Source organism: Bacillus cereus group sp. RP43 (genome assembly GCF_040459645.1).
Taxonomy (GTDB): domain Bacteria; phylum Bacillota; class Bacilli; order Bacillales; family Bacillaceae_G; genus Bacillus_A; species Bacillus_A mycoides_C.
This window is the reverse complement of the sequence record NZ_JARVHQ010000001.1, coordinates 935446-952439: the sequence shown is the minus strand read 5'-3', so window position 1 is coordinate 952439 and position 16994 is coordinate 935446. Positions and strand designations below refer to the sequence as shown.

Sequence of the window (16994 nt, the reverse complement as noted above, 5' to 3'; positions counted from 1 at the left end):
CCATTCTTTTATTTTATAGATTCACAAATGCATTGCAGCAATGCTTCTACAGTGTACTCTTTTGGCACAATAACATTCGAAAAATAAAGGTTCGCCTCTTTTTCCGTAATAGGCCCTATACAAGCAATTGTACATTTTTTCGTCCATTCTCTCCAGTTTGTTCCCTCAAGTAAACGAACAAAACTATCAACAGTTGAAGGACTCGTAAATGTAATAATATTTACTTCCCCTAATTTCAATGCTGTTATAAGTTCTTGTTTTTTCTCTACATTCACCTTCGTACCATATACGATTAGCTCATCTAGAAAAACACCAAACTCCCTAAGTTTAACCGGGATTACATCTCTTGCTAAATTCCCTTTCGGAAATAAAATACGCTCGTTTCCACTTAATTCTTTTAGAAACTCTTCGGCAAATGTTTCTGCAACAAATGAGGTCGGAACAAAATGAACTTGATAGCCCCTTTTTTCTAACTCTAATTTTGTTTTCACGCCTACCGCAGCGATTTTAATAGTTAATGGTATTTTTTTTTCTAAACCATCTAGAAAAAAAGCTACACCATTTTTACTCGTAAAAATAACCCAGTCATACGAATGTAGTTGCCTTGTTATACGTTGAATTTGCCTATGAGATGTGCCTTCCATACGCAAAAGCGGAATTTCCAATGGAATTCCGCTCCTTTCTTTCACTGCTACACTCATTTGTTTCGCTTGATGCTGGGCACGTGTAACCAATACTATTTTGCCAGCGAGAGCATCCATATTTATTGTTGCTCCTTATTTGCAGCAAGAATGAGCTCTTTTGCTCCTTGTTTAATTAAACGGTCCGCAGCCTCTAATCCTACTTGCTTCGGATCAGTGCCTACTACTATCTCTTTCAATAAAACAGAACCGTCCATAGAACCGACAAGCGCTGTTAATTCGATTGCATCATTTTCCTTAAGAGTTGCATATCCAGCGATTGGAACTTGGCATCCACCTTCAAGTTTATGAAGAAATACTCGTTCAGCAGCCACTGTTCTTTCTGTTACTGCATCATTAATATGTGCTAACAACTGAAGTAAATCCTTATCATCTTCACGACATTCAATCGCTAATGCACCTTGTCCTACGGCTGGTACACATAAAGTTTCATCTAAATGTTCTGTAATAACTTCCCCGTCCCAGCCCATTCTCTGCAGTCCAGCTGTCGCTAAAATAATTGCATCGTAATCTTCATCTTTTAACTTACGTAAGCGTGTATCGATATTCCCGCGAATCCATTTCACTTGTAAATCTGGTCTCGCAGCTAGTAGTTGTGCACTACGTCTCAAACTACTCGTCCCTAAGATCGCACCTTCTGCTAAGTCTTTAAACGATTCTCCGTTTTTAGAAATAAAAGCATCACGAGGGTCAACGCGCTTTGGTGTACAACCAATCGTTAATCCATCTGGAAGTACAGCTGGCATATCTTTCATACTATGTACAGCCATATCAATTTCTTTCGTAAGTAACGCGTGTTCAATTTCCTTTACAAATAAACCTTTTCCGCCTACTTTTGAAAGAGTAACATCTAAAATAACATCACCTTTTGTGACGATTTCTTTCACTTCAAATTCATATGGTAAACCAAGCGCTTTTAATTGATCGATAAACCAATTTGTTTGTGTTAATGCTAGTTTACTCTTTCGTGAACCTACAATAATTTTGCGCATAATTCTCTCTCCTCATTATAAATACCAAAAGTGGAAATTAGATAAACTGCTTAATAGAAAAATGTTAACTAGCATTACGAGAAATGCCCCGATATTCCACTGCACAATTTTCTTACCTTGCAACACATCTGCCGCTCTTAAATATAAGCCCACGCAATATGTAAATAGAACGACAAAAGACCCGATTACTTTCGTATCATACCAATGGAAATTATCCAATTTTGTATATCCCCATATGCATCCTAATATAATTGCTAATAAGAAAAACGGAACAGAAAATAAATTTAATCCGTAAGACATAGATTCAAGCTTCGGCAAATTTCCTAATCTTCTTAATCTCGCATTCCACTTTTTCTTTTTTAATAGCCGATATTGCAATAAATACATAATAGAAAAAATAAACGATACAGTAAACGTTGCATAAGAAATAATCGCCATACCGACATGCACGTATACAAGTTCTGAAACTAATTGCTCTGCAAGTACTGGCGACATCTTTCCGAGCGGTGTAAAAATAGAAAAAGCGCTTACTCCAAATGCTACAACATTTGTAAAAAAGACTAAAAAGTCAATGCGCATAAATCGATTAATGACTAATGACATCGTAATCAATAACCAAACATAAAAATAAATCCCTGATAATAAAGTTAAAATAGGATTCGTTTCTGAATCTGTAGCCCTAAGCAACATAAAGATAGACTGCAGAACCCATACAATCGAAAGTAACCAAAAAGCAAAGCGGTTCGCCTTTCGGTTACTTTGGAAATAATCTATAAAATATAAACTAATGCTACAAGCATATAAAATAATTGCAATATGATAAATAATACTGTTATTAAAAAAACTCATCCGATCATCCTTCCAAGTTATAAAGATGGAACGGATGGTGTCCACGCTCTTTTATGTTCTACTTCTTCCGTATTTCCCGCTTCTTCCACTTCTAAATCAAAAATCTTCGCAAATAAAGCTAATTTTTCGCCGGCTCCCTCTTCAGCAGCTAATTCTTTAGCTACTAAAATGGGGTCTTTTAACAATTGGTTAATAATACTTTTCGTATGTTTACTAATTACTTTTTTCTCACGATCACTAAGGTTTGGTATTTTTCGCTCAAGGCTTTCCATCGTATCACTTTGAATTGCTAGCGCTTTATCACGAAGAGCAGATATTAGCGGTACAACACCAAGCGTACTTAACCACGTTTTAAATAAAACCATTTCCTCTTCAATCATAAATTGAATTTTCTCTGCTTCTTTTAAACGTTCAGCACGGTTTGCTTCAACTACACCTTGCAGATCGTCGATATCATATAAGAAAGAGCCTTCTAATTCATCAATCGCAGGATCAATATCACGTGGTACTGCAATATCAACCATAAACAACGGACGACCAGAGCGCATTCTCTCTACTTTCGTCATCATCTCTTTCGTAATGACATATTCTGATGCACCCGTTGAACTAATTAAAATATCCGCTTCTAATAATGCACATTGCAATTCACTTAAAGGCTTTGCATGTCCCATATATTTCTCAGCCATCACTTCCGCTTTCGTAAGCGTCCTATTCATAACTGTTACTTTACGAGCTCCACTTCCGTATAAGTTTTGCAGTGCAAGTTCACCCATCTTACCCGCACCAAGAATAAGCACATGACAATCTGTTAAATCGCCAAATATTTTCTTTCCGAGCTCAACAGCAGCATAACTAACAGACATCGCACTTTCACCAATCGTTGTTTCTGAGTGCGCACGTTTTGCTAACGTAACCACTTGCTTAAACAACTCATTAAAAATTGTACCTGTCGCTTTTACTTGTTGTGCTTCTAAAAAGCTATCTTTTATTTGACCTAAAATTTGCGTCTCTCCAACAACCATAGAATCTAAACCGCACGTTACGCGGAATAAATGATCTATTGCGCCATCTTGTTCAAAAATAGACAAGTATGGTGCGACTTCTTCTATTTCAAGCTGAAACCAATCAGCTAAAAACTTCTTAATGTAATACCGTCCCGTGTGTAATTGATCGACAACAGCGTAAATTTCAGTGCGATTACAAGTTGATACAATGACATTTTCTAGCACACTCTTTTGGTTTTGTAATGTAGTCATTGCTTGCTCTAGCTCTGCTGCCTGAAATGTGAGTTTCTCACGAAATTCTACAGGGGCTGTTCGATAATTTACACTAACAACAAGAATATGCACGCAGCATGTCCCCCTTCACCCGTTTTATCACTTTATCTACTATCATAATACAACTTTCCTCTTATGAATCTGACAATCGTGTGAACAACTGATTATTTTTTATTTATTCTCCATATGTAATAAAGGAGCTTCAGTAAGTTTAACAAAGAATTTTCTACTTTATAATGATTATAAAATAATAACTCTATTTGTACGTTACCAAAAAAAGTCCTCATAATCAAGTGATGGAAACTATTCCATATTAATTATAACATCATCTTTTCTATCTTCTTTCATCATGAAGGAAAATATGTATGATTGTTCCAAAATATAGTACTCACTTTCTCAATGCAATGCATTTGACATTGTCTTTATTTTTCGTTATATTGATTTTACAAAATTAAATTGTGCACAACTTAAAAAGAAAGGAGTTATTCATGACAGAAGATTCTTTGCATCTAGATAACCAACTTTGTTTTTCTATTTATGCTTGTTCTAGAGAGGTTACCCGTTTTTACCGACCTTATTTAGAGGAAATGGGCATTACGTATCCCCAGTACATTACTTTACTCGTACTGTGGGAACAAGACAGACTAACAGTAAAAGAAATTGGAGAACGTCTATTTTTAGATTCTGGTACGTTAACACCTATGTTAAAACGAATGGAATCATTAAACCTTGTAAAACGCATTCGTTCAAAAGAAGACGAGCGAAAAGTTTGTATTGAATTAACGGAACAAGGTAAAGATTTAAAAGAAAAAGCTTGTTCATTACCAAAAACAATGGCTACCAACTTAGGAATTACAGAGCAAGAATATCGTTCTTTACTAATCCAATTAAATAAACTAATTGAAACGATGAAAACAATTAATGATAGAAAAGGGGAATAAACATGGATAAATTATATACTGCTTCAGTAACAGCAACAGGTGGAAGAAACGGTAAGGTAGTTTCAGATGATGGCATATTAAATCTTGATGTAAAAATGCCAAAAGCACTAGGCGGTGCAGGTGGAGAGGCAACAAATCCAGAACAATTATTTGCAGCTGGTTATGCAGCTTGCTTTGATAGCGCATTGCAACTTGTAATTCGTACAAAACGTATGAAGGTGGAAAGTACAGAAGTGACTGCACACGTTTCTATCGGTAAAGATACAGATGGTGGTTTCGGACTATCTGCTGTACTTGACGTACATGTTGCTGGTGTTTCTCATGCCGAAGCACAAGAACTTGTAGAAGCCGCTCACGGTGTATGCCCTTACTCTAAAGCAACAAGAGGAAATATTGAAGTTACATTAAACGTACGCTAAAAGTTTAGTAAATAAAAAAACGCGCGACATTCGTCACGCGTTTTTTGTTTTTGTCATTTTATGAATTGCTTTCCATGCTTCTTCTTTTCCAAGTCCTGTTTCAGAAGAGAATAGAACGATTTCATCGCCAATTTCAACAGCAAGCGTTTCTTTTACAACTTTTAAATGCTTTTGCCATTTCCCTTTCGGAATTTTATCGGCTTTCGTTGCAATAATAATTGTTGGGATTTCATAATGCTTTAAGAAATCATACATCATAATGTCATCTTTTGTTGGTTGATGACGTAAATCAACTACTAATACAGCTGCGTCTAATTGCGTACGTGTTGTAAAGTAAGTCTCAATCATTTTGCCCCATGCCGCGCGCTCTGTTTTAGATACTTTCGCATATCCATAACCTGGAACGTCAACAAAATGCATCATTTCATTGATTAAGAAAAAGTTCAGTGTTTGCGTTTTTCCTGGTTTAGAAGAAATACGTACTAACTTTTTACGATTTAAAATTTTATTAATAAAGGAAGACTTCCCGACATTAGAACGACCTGCTAAGGCAATTTCTGGTAAATCACTGTCTGGATATTGTTCCGGTTTAACGGCACTAATTACAATATCTGCTTTTGTTACTTTCATTGTTTCACTCCTACTAATGCGTGCTCCAATACTTCGTCTAAATGAGATGCAAGCACAAACGTAAGGTTTTCTTTTACGCTCTCTGGAATATCATCTAAATCTTTCTCATTTTCCGCCGGTAAAATAATTTTTGTTAATCCCGCGCGGTGAGCACTTAATGTTTTTTCTTTCAAACCACCAATTGGTAATACACGACCACGAAGTGTAATTTCACCTGTCATACCAACTTCTTTACTTACAGGAATACCTGTTAGTGCAGAAATAAGTGCCGTTGCCATCGTAATACCTGCTGACGGTCCATCTTTTGGAACTGCTCCTTCTGGAACATGAATATGAATATCGTTTTTCTCATGGAAATCCGGATCAATATGAAGTTCTTCTGCACGAGAACGAATATAGCTAAACGCGGCTTGTGCGGATTCTTTCATAACATCCCCAAGTTTCCCTGTTAAAATTAATTTCCCTTTTCCTGGCGCTACAGACACTTCAATTGCAAGTGTATCGCCGCCCGCTGCTGTGTAAGCTAAACCTGTTGCCATACCAACTTGGTCTGTTTTTTCAGCTTGACCATAACGGAATATATGCTTACCAAGTAAATCAACAATATTTTTCTCTGTTACAACAATGCGCTTGCGTTCTGCTGTAACGATAATTTTTGCTGCTTTACGGCAAACTTTTGCAATTTGACGCTCTAACGTACGAACACCAGCCTCGCGTGTATAATAACGAATAATTTCAAGAAGTGCTTCATCACGTACTTGCAAATTACCTTTTCGCAAGCCGTGCTCTTTTAATTGTTTCGGCAATAAATGCTCACGAGCAATGTGCACCTTTTCAAGTTCTGTATAGCCAGCAATCGAGATGATTTCCATACGGTCAAGCAATGGGCCCGGAACACTTGCAAGTGTATTAGCAGTTGCAACGAACATAACTTTCGATAAATCATATGGCTCTTCAATGTAATGATCACTGAAGTTATGGTTTTGTTCTGGATCTAATACTTCAAGTAACGCCGCTGATGGATCTCCCCTGAAATCGTTAGACATTTTATCAATCTCATCTAATAAGAAGACTGGATTAACTGTTTTCGCCTTTTTCATACCTTGAATAATACGTCCTGGCATCGCTCCTACATATGTACGACGGTGACCACGAATTTCAGATTCATCACGCACACCACCAAGAGAAACACGTACAAAATTACGATTTAACGATGTTGCAATAGAACGTGCTAACGAAGTTTTCCCAACCCCAGGAGGTCCTACTAGACAAAGAATTGGTCCTTTTAATGAATTCGTTAACTTCTGTACAGCTAAATATTCAAGTACTCGCTCTTTCACTTTTTCAAGACCGTAATGATCTTTATTTAAAATTTCTTCCGAATGAGCAAGGTCAATCATATCCTCTGTTGCCGTTGTCCATGGGAGAGCTAATAACCAATCAATATAATTACGAATTACACCACTCTCAGCAGAACTTACAGGTAACTTTTCATAACGATCTAATTCTTTCAGTGCAGCCTGCATTGTTTCTTCAGGCATTCCCGACTGTTCAATTTTCTCACGAAGTTCTTCAACTTCCCCGCTCTTGCCTTCTTTATCACCAAGTTCAGTTTGAATCGCCTTCATTTGCTCACGTAAGAAATATTCTTTTTGCGTGCGCTCCATTGAACGTTTCACTTTTTGTCCAATTTTCTTTTCTAGGCTAAGTAACTCTTGTTCATCTTGAATAATTGAAATAAGTGTATGTAGTCGTTCTTTCACAGATACAATCTCTAAAATCTCTTGTTTCTGCTTCGTTTTAATCGGTAAGTGAGAAGCAATTAAATCAGCTAGTCTTCCGGGTTCTTCTACATCAGCTACCGTTGCAAATGTTTCATTTGAAACTTTTTTCGAAACTTTAATATATTGTTCGAAATGCTCCAGTAACGTACGCATAAGAGCCTTCTCTTCTAAATCATCTTCTACTTCTTCAGTTACTGTTCTAATAGAAACTTGTACCAGATTTTCTTCTTCGATAAACTCTACTACTTCTGCTCTATGTAAACCTTCTACAAGGACACGAAGCGTACCGTTCGGCAATTTTAACATTTGCTTCACTTTCGCCACTGTACCTACACTATATATGTCATCTTCTTTCGGATCGTCGATATTCATTTCTTTTTGCATTGCTAAAAAGATGATATTTTCATCCATTGCCGCCTGCTCTAGTGCTTGTATCGATTTATCACGTCCTACATCAAGATGCAGAACCATCGTTGGATATACGAGAATGCCTCTTAATGGTAGGAGGGGCACAATTCTTTCATTCGTATTCATACTAGACATAGCACCTCCATAATAAATTAAACTCCTGTTCAACTATTTTATATTACAATACATCTAGATGCAATTGCAGAGATTCTTCGCAATTGTAAATCCCCTGTTTTTTTGTGCCTCACGAAAAGAAAAAAGACTCCGCTTAAGCATACAAACTTAAACGAAGTCTGGCAAATTTTTATTATTGTATATTCTCACATTGATTGCGCATCTGTTTCATCCAAAGCAGTATGTGCATCAAGCTCACGATGCATATTTTCCTGCACAAATGTTAATTCAAATACTTCTTTTAATTTGCGAACAGGGATGATCTCAATTCCCTTTATTGTATACAGAAATGGTTGCATGTTTTCAGCCGGAATGATGACTTTCTTAGCTCCCGCTTTTTTCGCAGCTTTTATTTTTGCGTACACACCACCAATAGGCTTCACTTCTCCGTGGATACTTATCTCACCTGTCATCGCTACTTCATTATTCACATACGTACGATGCACTGCTGAATAGACACCTGTTGCCATAGCAATACCTGCTGAAGGACCATCAATCGGGATACCACCAGGAAAATTAATATGTATATCATACCCTTCTGGCAACACATCTAGAGAACGAAGTACTGTTAACACATTATCAACAGAACCTTTCGCCATACTTTTTCGACGAATCGATTTCGTTTGGCTACCAATACTTTCCTCTTCTACAATTCCAGTGACATTTACTGACCCTTTATCTTTCGCCGGAATAGCTGTTACCTCAATTTCTAATAACGCACCTGTATTCGGCCCATATACAGCAAGCCCGTTCACAAGACCGATTCTTGGAATTGGATAAATACGTTTTTCGTACTTTGGTGTAAGCTGACTAGAATGAACAACCCACTCAATATCTTCATCTTTAATGAAAGGTCGTTCTTCATTTATCGCCATGCCAGCAGAAATTTGCACGAGATTAATTGCTTCTCGTCCATTTCTTGCATACATTCCAATCATTTCGATACCGTTCTCACCTACTTGCATTTCCACTTTGTCAGCTGCATTTTTCGCTACTTTTTGAATTTCTTCTGTGTCTAACTCACGGAAGAACACTTCTAAACAACGCGACCTAATTGCAGGAGGAATTTCCTCTGGTGAACGTGTCGTTGCACCAACTAAGCGAAAATCTGCAGGTAAACCTTTTTGAAAAATATCATGTATATACGTTGGAATCATCGAATTTTCTTCACTATAGTACGCACTTTCCAAAAATACTTTCCGATCTTCTAACACCTTTAGCATTTTATTCATTTGAATTGGATGTAATTCACCAATCTCATCAATGAACAAAATACCACCATGCGCATCTGTTACAGCCCCTTTTTTCGGTTGCGGGATACCCGCTTGCCCCATTGCACCTGCTCCTTGATAAATCGGGTCATGCACTGAACCAATTAATGGATCCGCAATACCACGCTCATCAAACCTAGCTGTCGTTGCATCAAGTTCGATAAATGTTGCATTTGTACGAAATGGAGATTTCGGATTTCGTTTCGCTTCTTCTAATACAAGGCGTGCTGCCGCTGTCTTTCCGACACCTGGCGGACCGTATATGATCACATGTTGCGGATTAGGACCACAAAGAGCCGCTTTTAACGACTTAATCCCGTCTTCTTGCCCTACAATGTCTATAAAGGATGTAGGACGTACCTTTTCCGCAAGTGGCTCTGTTAAAGAAACCTCACGCATTTTACGAAGCTGCTCTAATTCTTTTTTCGATTCTCGATCAATTGAAACTTTTTGTGTTCGCTGATTTCGAAGTAAGTGCCAAAAATACAATCCGACAATTACGCCAAAAACAAGTTGAACAAGTAAAAATATATTTGTCCAGCTCATAATTCATTTCCTCCCGCTATGTTTTACCTTTTAGTATTTCCTGGGAGGAATAGTGCTAAACATAAAGAAAAACAGCAATTATAAAAATTGCTGTTTCTTCTTCGCATTATGCAGATGTTTTTGTATCAAGTACAGTACCGTCTTGTAACACCAATTTCGGCGGTTCATTATCAGCTACTGTTTCTTTCGTAAGAATACACTTCTCGATATCTTTGCGAGATGGCAGTTCGAACATTACATCAAGCATCAAGCCTTCAATAATAGAACGAAGTCCACGAGCACCTGTTTTACGTTCAATTGCTTTTTTCGCAATCTCAACTAGTGCACCTTCTTCAAACTCTAACTCAACATCGTCAAGCTCCAATAGTTTTTGGAATTGCTTAACAAGTGCATTTTTCGGTTTAGTTAAAATATCTACAAGAGCATCTTCATCAAGCGGCTCCAGGTTCGCAATAACTGGAAGACGACCGATAAACTCCGGAATTAAACCGAATCTTAAAAGATCTTCTGGTAAAACGTGAGATAAAACATGCTTCTCATTTACATCAGCATTTTTCTTCTCAGCACCAAATCCAATTACTTTCTCACCAAGGCGACGTTTAATAATAGGCTCGATGCCATCAAACGCTCCACCACAAATGAATAGGATGTTCGTTGTATCAATTTGAATAAACTCTTGATGCGGGTGCTTACGACCACCTTGAGGTGGAACGCTTGCTACAGTACCTTCTAAAATTTTCAGAAGTGCCTGCTGTACGCCTTCACCAGATACATCACGTGTAATTGATGGATTTTCGGACTTACGTGCCACTTTATCAATCTCATCAATATAAATGATTCCTTTTTCCGCTTTCTCTACATCATAATCAGCTGCTTGGATTAATTTTAGTAAGATGTTTTCTACATCTTCCCCTACATATCCAGCTTCTGTTAAAGATGTTGCGTCCGCGATCGCAAATGGAACATTTAAAATACGCGCTAATGTTTGTGCCAATAATGTTTTACCACTACCAGTTGGCCCAATAAGTGAAATATTACTCTTCGCCAATTCTACATCATCAATTTTGCTGTTAGAATTAATGCGTTTGTAATGGTTATATACCGCTACCGCTAGTGCTTTTTTCGCGTTATCTTGTCCGATGACATACTCATCTAAGATTTCACGAATTTCTACCGGTTTCGGTACATCTTTGAATTCTACTTCTTCGTCCTTCGCAAGCTCCTCTTGTACAATTTCAGTACAAAGCTCGATACACTCGTCACAAATGTAAACACCTGGACCAGCAACTAGCTTTCGAACTTGCGTTTGTGTTTTACCACAGAAAGAACATTTTAATTGACCTTTTTCATCATTAAATTTAAACATATTTTCACACCCCTTACAAAGTGCTAATCTCTTGCCTTCGTATGTACACGATAAATGTATCGTATGTAAATACATATTATGTCACTACGTGGCGAGAAATACAAATAATATGACTAGTTATGTACAAATAAAAAAATTTTAAAACTTTTGAAATATGTATATTCGACTTACAAAGGAACTTTTCCTTCTTCATCGAAAAGTTTTATAAATATATTTCTATATTTATAAAACAAGGCACGATTAAAATCGCGCCTTGTTATTTTATTATGCAGCGTTGTCTACTAAGAAGTCTACAGCTTTACGCACTTTAAGATCTTCAGATAAAGCGTCTACGCTTCCAAGAGCTTGCTTGATAGCATCTACTGGCATACCGTACATTTCAGCCATTTTTTCAACTTCTGCAGTTACTTCTTCTTCAGTAACTTCGATGTTTTCAGCTTCAATGATAGCTTCAAGAACAAGATTGATTCTTACACGTTTTTGTGCATCCTCTTTCATTTGCTCTTTTAATTTGTCAGCGTCAGTACCTGTGAATTGGTAGTAAAGCTCAAGGTTCATACCTTGTTGGCTTAAACGTTGCTCGAATTCACGAACCATACGATCTAACTCAGTGTCGATCATAGCTTCTGGAATGTCGATTTCAGCGTTAGCAGCAGCTAATTCTACTACTTCGTCACGTACTTTGTGCTCAGCTTCGTGCTTTTTGCCTTCTTCTAAGTTTGTACGAAGTTTTGTTTTTAATTCATCAAGAGTTGCAACTTCTTCGTCAGCATCTTTAGCGAACTCGTCGTTTAACTCAGGAAGTTCTTTTGTTTTGATTTCGTGAATTGTTACTTTGAATGTTGCTGGTTTACCAGCTAATTCAGCAGCATGGTACTCTTCTGGGAATGATACTTCAACTTCTTTAGAATCACCAGATTTAAGACCAATTACTTGCTCTTCGAAACCTGGGATGAAAGTACCAGAACCGATTGCAAGAGAATAGTTTTCGCCTTTTCCGCCTTCGAATGCTTCGCCATCAACGAAACCTTCGAAGTCGATTACAGCTGTATCACCATCTGCAACAGTTCCTTCTTCTTTAACAACTAGTTCAGCTTGACGCTCTTGTAAAGCTTTTACTTCGTTCTCTACATCCTCGTCAGTTACAGTTGTTTCAACTTTTTCTACTGCTAAACCTTTGTAATCACCTAATTTAACTTCAGGTTTTACAGTAACTTTTGCAGTGAAAATTAAGTTTTGGCCTTTTTCGAATTTCTCGATGTCAATCTCAGGATGAGCAACTGGGAAGATACCAGCTTCATCGATTGCTTCACCGTATGCTTTTGGTAAGATGATATCTAAAGCATCTTGGTATAAAGATTCAATACCAAAGCGTTGTTCGAATAATGGACGAGGCATTTTTCCTTTACGGAAACCTGGTACATTAATTGTTTTTACTACTTTTTTGAATGCAGCGTCGATAGAGTTATTTACTTCTTTAGCATCAACTTCGATTGTTAAAACGCCAACGTTACCTTCTAATTTTTCCCATTTTGTAGACATTTATTCTTTCCCTCCAACTATAATAATGTATGCACATACCTCTATAGATTAAGATTTTTATTATCTCTTTTTTGAAATAACAAATGTACAAATAATCCTCTAGCAAAAGCTTTCAGATACAATGTTCCAATCTATTAATTGTCTAAAAGACAACTACGGTATATTTTGTTCGAGACTAATATGAAACATATTAAGTAAGAGAATTATACTCCTCTTCTCTTACAAACAGGCAGATTTCTGCCTTTTGCAACCCTTACATTATAACATAGAATGTGCTCGTTTCAATAACTGAACGATTCTTTTTCATAATTATACGGGCAAATACCCTTCTCTTTCAATGCGCAGTAACCATTGATAGGCAATATGAAATTCCTCAAACTCAATATTGTATGCTGTCATAAGTTCTTCTTCATCAATAGCCAATCCGAAACGCTTTCTTCCAATTCTCTCTAAGACGGCAGCCCAAATTTCTACTTTATCCATTAATAGAGGGAATGGGAAAATACTAATTTGTAATTCTTTCCAGTATGTAACCATTGTACTAAATATATCTGGATAATTTTGCTCTAATCGATTTGAGAATTTATGTATAATTTTATCGGATTGCTCCTCATTATGACCTGCAAATGCTGGAATGACCTTTATCGTGTTTCCAAACTTCTCTACTTCAATCTCTTCTTCTATTTGATTTTCTACCATTTTATACAAAATAGAAGTTTTTAAATAAGGGTGCTGATCTTCGTCTATTAAAAATTTCTTTAAAGTAGGAAGTGCGAGATCCAGGTCTTTTAACGAAAGTTTCTGGATCACTCTTAGCTTTTGACCAAAGTTTTCTCCAAAAAGACCATCGGTAAATTCTCCCAATTCAAAATTCGAATCCACTAGCGGTATATCTTCTTCACTCAGCATCCCTTGCGCAAATAAAGCAAGCTGCGCCAATTTTTCCCTTTGCTCAGGAATTATATCTTTCGTTTGCAAAACTTCCTCAACAGTTTCGACGACACCTTCATAATCATTTGTTTGAACTAAAATAGTTACATACGTTTCAAGAATATCACCAAATAATACAGCTCCTGTTTCAAGCAACTGCTCACATTTTTCTTTCGCTTCTTCCATACGTTTTAATTCTAGCAAACAAATAACGGAAGCTAATTCTGTTTGTTCCGTTTCTGCATTATACTGACGTAATATTTCAAAGCAGCGCAATGCATCTTCGAATTCCCGCTCTTTCAACGCTAAAAAACCTTTATCAATATAGCGTTCTGATAGTTGTGGAAACAATACGACCGTATTTTCTTTTTTATCCATACGTCCGCCTCTTTTTTCTAGATTTTAATGATCTTCAAAGTAAATATATCAAATGCTTAATGAGAACACAACATTCCAAAATTATTTATTTGAAATATAGGAATATTCTATTTTTATAACGAAAAAAGCAACAAACTTTTAAATGAAATTCATTTTTCACAAACAAAAACCCTCAGCAACAGACGCAGAGGATTCATCATTAATGGAAAGCTTTTATAATTGTGGGGTATATAACAAGGGTAATAATTTGGAGAACAATAATTGCCATAACAATCATGCTAAAATAGAAGATCGGTTTACTTCGCTTCATTAAAAACATAATAATAAGCATCGTACAAGCAAACAAACTTAAAAAGAACAAACTTGTTGTCGAACTAAGTATACCACTCGGGACAAAGAACAATAACACTACACTACAAGTACCTATAATTCCAAATAACCATTCCATTCATTCACTCATTCCCTTTCCCTCTCATCGCAGTTTTTTCTACGCTACTAAATGTTTTACAACATCAATTACATATGTTAACTTTTCATACGCCACAAACCCAAAAGCTACTGTTAAACCCGTTACGATTAATCCTTTCATCATCTCTTCCTCCTCATTTATCGTTGTTATCTTCATTATAGAGGATTAGTAATTTGTTACCATCGAACTTCCTTACACTTACCTTACAGAATTGTAAGATTTCAAAAAAAGACTTCAAATCATGATATTATATTTTTGTACAATTAAGAATTTAATTTATAAGGGGGATTATATATGTTCAAAAAAATGGCTGCTGATGTTTTAGGTTTAAGCGATGTAGGTTCTGTCATTACACCAAAAGATTATGATAAGGTTGATGCTGATGATTACGTGATGCATGAAGATGGGGAGAAAATTTACTTTCTTATTAAATCAAAATCGGATGAATATTGTTTCACAAACAAAGGATTAATTCATCTAGATGGTACAAGTGCCACAAGCAAAAAACGTACATTACGCCGCTTTAGCTATAGTAAATATCAAATTAAAAACGTAGCACTCGAAACTGCAGGAACGATTGATTTAGATGTAGAAATTAAATTTCAAATGGGAGATGAGCATTACTCAATTGATGTTCATAAAAAACATATTGAAGAATTAAAAGATTTATATAAGGCTCTTCTTAAAATCGAAGAAATTTCATACGACAACGACATTACATTGCAGTATGCACATAAAAGTTTAGATATGGCATCTAACGCTTTCAGCCGTATTTCAAATGCACAAGTAAATTTAGCAGAACAGTTTAAAGAAATGAACGATATCGCCTTTAACTGGCTCGTTGATACGAAAAAGCAATATAACGTGAAAGATTACGGTTTTGTCTTTGAAAAATTTATTAATAACTAATTTAAAACAACAAAAAACCTTGTTATCAAAAGATAACAAGGTTTTCTTAGCGTCCCAGGAGAGATTCGAACTCCCGACCCGTCAATTACCTACGATATATAAACGATTCTTTCATCGTTTGCTGAACGTTCATTTGAGCGGTCAACTGACCGTTTTTGTTTTACTATTATACGCTATATAGTAGTTCTACATCAATGTTGAATGCCTTTTTGTTCTATCGATTCCCTACCGAAAATTCTGACGCATTTAGATGAATCCCCCTTATCCACGGAATAAAAAATAATCGTCTTAAAATGCGAATCTCGGCGTACCTTTCCGCACTATTTTATATATTTTGATCGCAGTCTTAATATATCTTCCTCTTCGCGAATGCCTGCCGATCCCTTTCTCACATTTTTTACGACAGCCCAATTCGGGTTAGTTTCATCACCGATGTTCTGTACTGTAAAGTTGCCGTCACCATATTTCCGGTGACCTTCTGCCAATTTCTCCGTTAAATCATTCTCTTTTGATTTCGCCATCTTTGCGCCATCTCCCTTTTTATACAACCTTCTTAAACTGTCCAACTAATCACACGTCCAGTCAATTGGAGATCCTCGCTTTCCGCTTCGTTTAATTGTAACACACTGTCGGGGATAAGTTCCGATAACGGCTGCCCAATCACACTAGAAACGTTATTTTCTTTGAATGTGAATGAGCCGACGCCAGTTACGCTAAACGATGCGATCCCTTGCTGCTGCATTTTGTTTGTATCGTTATAAACGATTGCTAAGTATGCGCTGCATTCGTAGATAGCATTATAGGGGATATCATATCCTTAGAGAAAGTTACTAGAGACCTAGCGGGCGAGTTATCGGGTGAATATGATGTACGACGCGTTATAGAAGGTATTGACCCCGACACTGGCGAAAAACTTTCACGGTGGGAACGCACTGGTGCTGGTGTCATGGTTTTTGCGGGTCTTACTCCTGTTGGTAAGGGAATAAAAGTAGTCAAAGGCGCCAAAAAAGTTTCCAATGCAATAGATGCAGCAGCCATACTAGAAAAACAACGGAAAACTTTAAAAGCTAATAGCTTAGCAGGTAAAGAATACGAAACAAAAATCTTCGAGGTTATAAAACAATAAAAACCTAAATCTGAATTGAATGAACAAATAACCGTACAAACAAAATCGGGCGTACGCACTCGTATAGATATAGGAGGCAAGGACGCAAATGGTAAGATTGACTTAGTGGAGTTAAAATCGTCACCTACTGCACCCCTTACTAAAAATCAGAAAAAAGCCTTCCCCGAAATTGCGGAATCAGGTGCAATTGTTAAAAGTAGGAACAAACCACCATTTGAACATTTAGAAGAGATTCCACCAACGAAAATAAATGTAATAAGAAAAGAAGAATAAGGAGGCTTT

General features: G+C 36.7%; 16 protein-coding genes and 1 pseudogene. 4 read left to right on the top strand and 13 right to left on the bottom strand.

Going from position 1 to position 16994, the window contains the following annotated elements; all coding sequences use genetic code 11:
* Window positions 1-8: 8 nt before the first annotated feature.
* Genes hemD through hemA form a run of 4 tightly spaced genes read right to left on the bottom strand, consistent with a single transcriptional unit; the run spans window position 9 to window position 3891 of the window.
* Complete coding sequence (gene hemD, locus QCI75_RS04960) at window positions 9-761, bottom strand: uroporphyrinogen-III synthase (RefSeq protein WP_144505771.1); 753 nt, start codon at window positions 759-761, stop codon at window positions 9-11.
* Between the two features lie 2 nt (window positions 762-763).
* A complete protein-coding gene (hemC, locus tag QCI75_RS04955) occupies window positions 764-1693 on the bottom strand; it encodes a hydroxymethylbilane synthase (RefSeq protein WP_002199254.1) in 930 nt (309 codons plus the stop codon).
* Window positions 1694-1708: 15 nt separating this feature from the next.
* Window positions 1709-2542, bottom strand: a complete 834-nt coding sequence (locus QCI75_RS04950) for a cytochrome c biogenesis protein (RefSeq protein ID WP_144505772.1) — start codon at window positions 2540-2542, stop codon at window positions 1709-1711.
* Between the two features lie 17 nt (window positions 2543-2559).
* Window positions 2560-3891, bottom strand: a complete 1332-nt coding sequence (gene hemA, locus QCI75_RS04945; protein WP_002112063.1) for a glutamyl-tRNA reductase — start codon at window positions 3889-3891, stop codon at window positions 2560-2562.
* A 416-nt stretch (window positions 3892-4307) separates the two neighbouring features.
* On the opposite strand from hemA, the gene QCI75_RS04940 reads away from it, so the two are divergent.
* Both QCI75_RS04940 and QCI75_RS04935 read left to right on the top strand, forming a co-directional pair.
* Window positions 4308-4760: a MarR family winged helix-turn-helix transcriptional regulator gene (locus tag QCI75_RS04940; protein WP_144505773.1), complete on the top strand. Its 453-nt coding sequence runs from the start codon at window positions 4308-4310 to the stop codon at window positions 4758-4760.
* Window positions 4761-4762: 2 nt separating this feature from the next.
* Window positions 4763-5179, top strand: a complete 417-nt coding sequence (locus tag QCI75_RS04935; protein ID WP_002015349.1) for an organic hydroperoxide resistance protein — start codon at window positions 4763-4765, stop codon at window positions 5177-5179.
* A 33-nt stretch (window positions 5180-5212) separates the two neighbouring features.
* On the opposite strand, the gene ysxC is transcribed toward QCI75_RS04935, so the two are convergent.
* The 7 genes from ysxC to QCI75_RS04900 form a co-directional block, all read right to left on the bottom strand.
* A complete protein-coding gene (ysxC, locus tag QCI75_RS04930) occupies window positions 5213-5809 on the bottom strand; it encodes a ribosome biogenesis GTP-binding protein YsxC (protein WP_098775532.1) in 597 nt (198 codons plus the stop codon).
* Window positions 5806-8136: an endopeptidase La gene (lon, locus tag QCI75_RS04925; RefSeq protein ID WP_144505774.1), complete on the bottom strand. Its 2331-nt coding sequence runs from the start codon at window positions 8134-8136 to the stop codon at window positions 5806-5808. Before lon ends, ysxC begins: the two co-directional genes overlap by 4 nt.
* 185 nt (window positions 8137-8321) lie before the next feature.
* A complete protein-coding gene (gene lonB / locus QCI75_RS04920) occupies window positions 8322-9992 on the bottom strand; it encodes an ATP-dependent protease LonB (protein ID WP_144505775.1) in 1671 nt (556 codons plus the stop codon).
* Window positions 9993-10098: 106 nt separating this feature from the next.
* Window positions 10099-11358, bottom strand: coding sequence for an ATP-dependent protease ATP-binding subunit ClpX (clpX, locus tag QCI75_RS04915; RefSeq protein ID WP_000472285.1), 1260 nt, complete (start codon window positions 11356-11358; stop codon window positions 10099-10101).
* Window positions 11359-11622: 264 nt separating this feature from the next.
* Window positions 11623-12900, bottom strand: coding sequence for a trigger factor (gene tig / locus QCI75_RS04910; RefSeq protein WP_002112071.1), 1278 nt, complete (start codon window positions 12898-12900; stop codon window positions 11623-11625).
* Window positions 12901-13209: 309 nt separating this feature from the next.
* Complete coding sequence (locus QCI75_RS04905) at window positions 13210-14208, bottom strand: hypothetical protein (protein ID WP_353760025.1); 999 nt, start codon at window positions 14206-14208, stop codon at window positions 13210-13212.
* Between the two features lie 199 nt (window positions 14209-14407).
* A complete protein-coding gene (locus tag QCI75_RS04900; protein WP_001983650.1) occupies window positions 14408-14656 on the bottom strand; it encodes a hypothetical protein in 249 nt (82 codons plus the stop codon).
* 315 nt (window positions 14657-14971) lie between these two features.
* On the opposite strand from QCI75_RS04900, the gene QCI75_RS04895 reads away from it, so the two are divergent.
* The gene (locus QCI75_RS04895) at window positions 14972-15586 is read left to right on the top strand and encodes a PH domain-containing protein (RefSeq protein WP_002112079.1); all 615 of its coding nucleotides are present in this window, start codon (window positions 14972-14974) and stop codon (window positions 15584-15586) included.
* A gap of 320 nt (window positions 15587-15906) precedes the next feature.
* Here the strand turns inward: QCI75_RS04895 and QCI75_RS04890 are convergent, their stop codons facing one another.
* Window positions 15907-16107 carry a cytoplasmic protein gene (locus tag QCI75_RS04890; RefSeq protein ID WP_144505777.1) on the bottom strand — a complete coding sequence of 67 codons (201 nt, stop codon included), beginning with the start codon at window positions 16105-16107 and terminating at the stop codon, window positions 15907-15909.
* 32 nt (window positions 16108-16139) lie between these two features.
* On the bottom strand, window positions 16140-16328 hold the full coding sequence (locus QCI75_RS04885) for a hypothetical protein (RefSeq protein WP_081086009.1): 189 nt from the start codon (window positions 16326-16328) through the stop codon (window positions 16140-16142).
* A gap of 72 nt (window positions 16329-16400) precedes the next feature.
* Here QCI75_RS04885 and QCI75_RS04880 point away from each other — a divergent pair.
* A pseudogene (locus QCI75_RS04880) lies at window positions 16401-16985 on the top strand (pre-toxin TG domain-containing protein); the annotation flags it as partial.
* Window positions 16986-16994 lie beyond the last annotated feature (9 nt).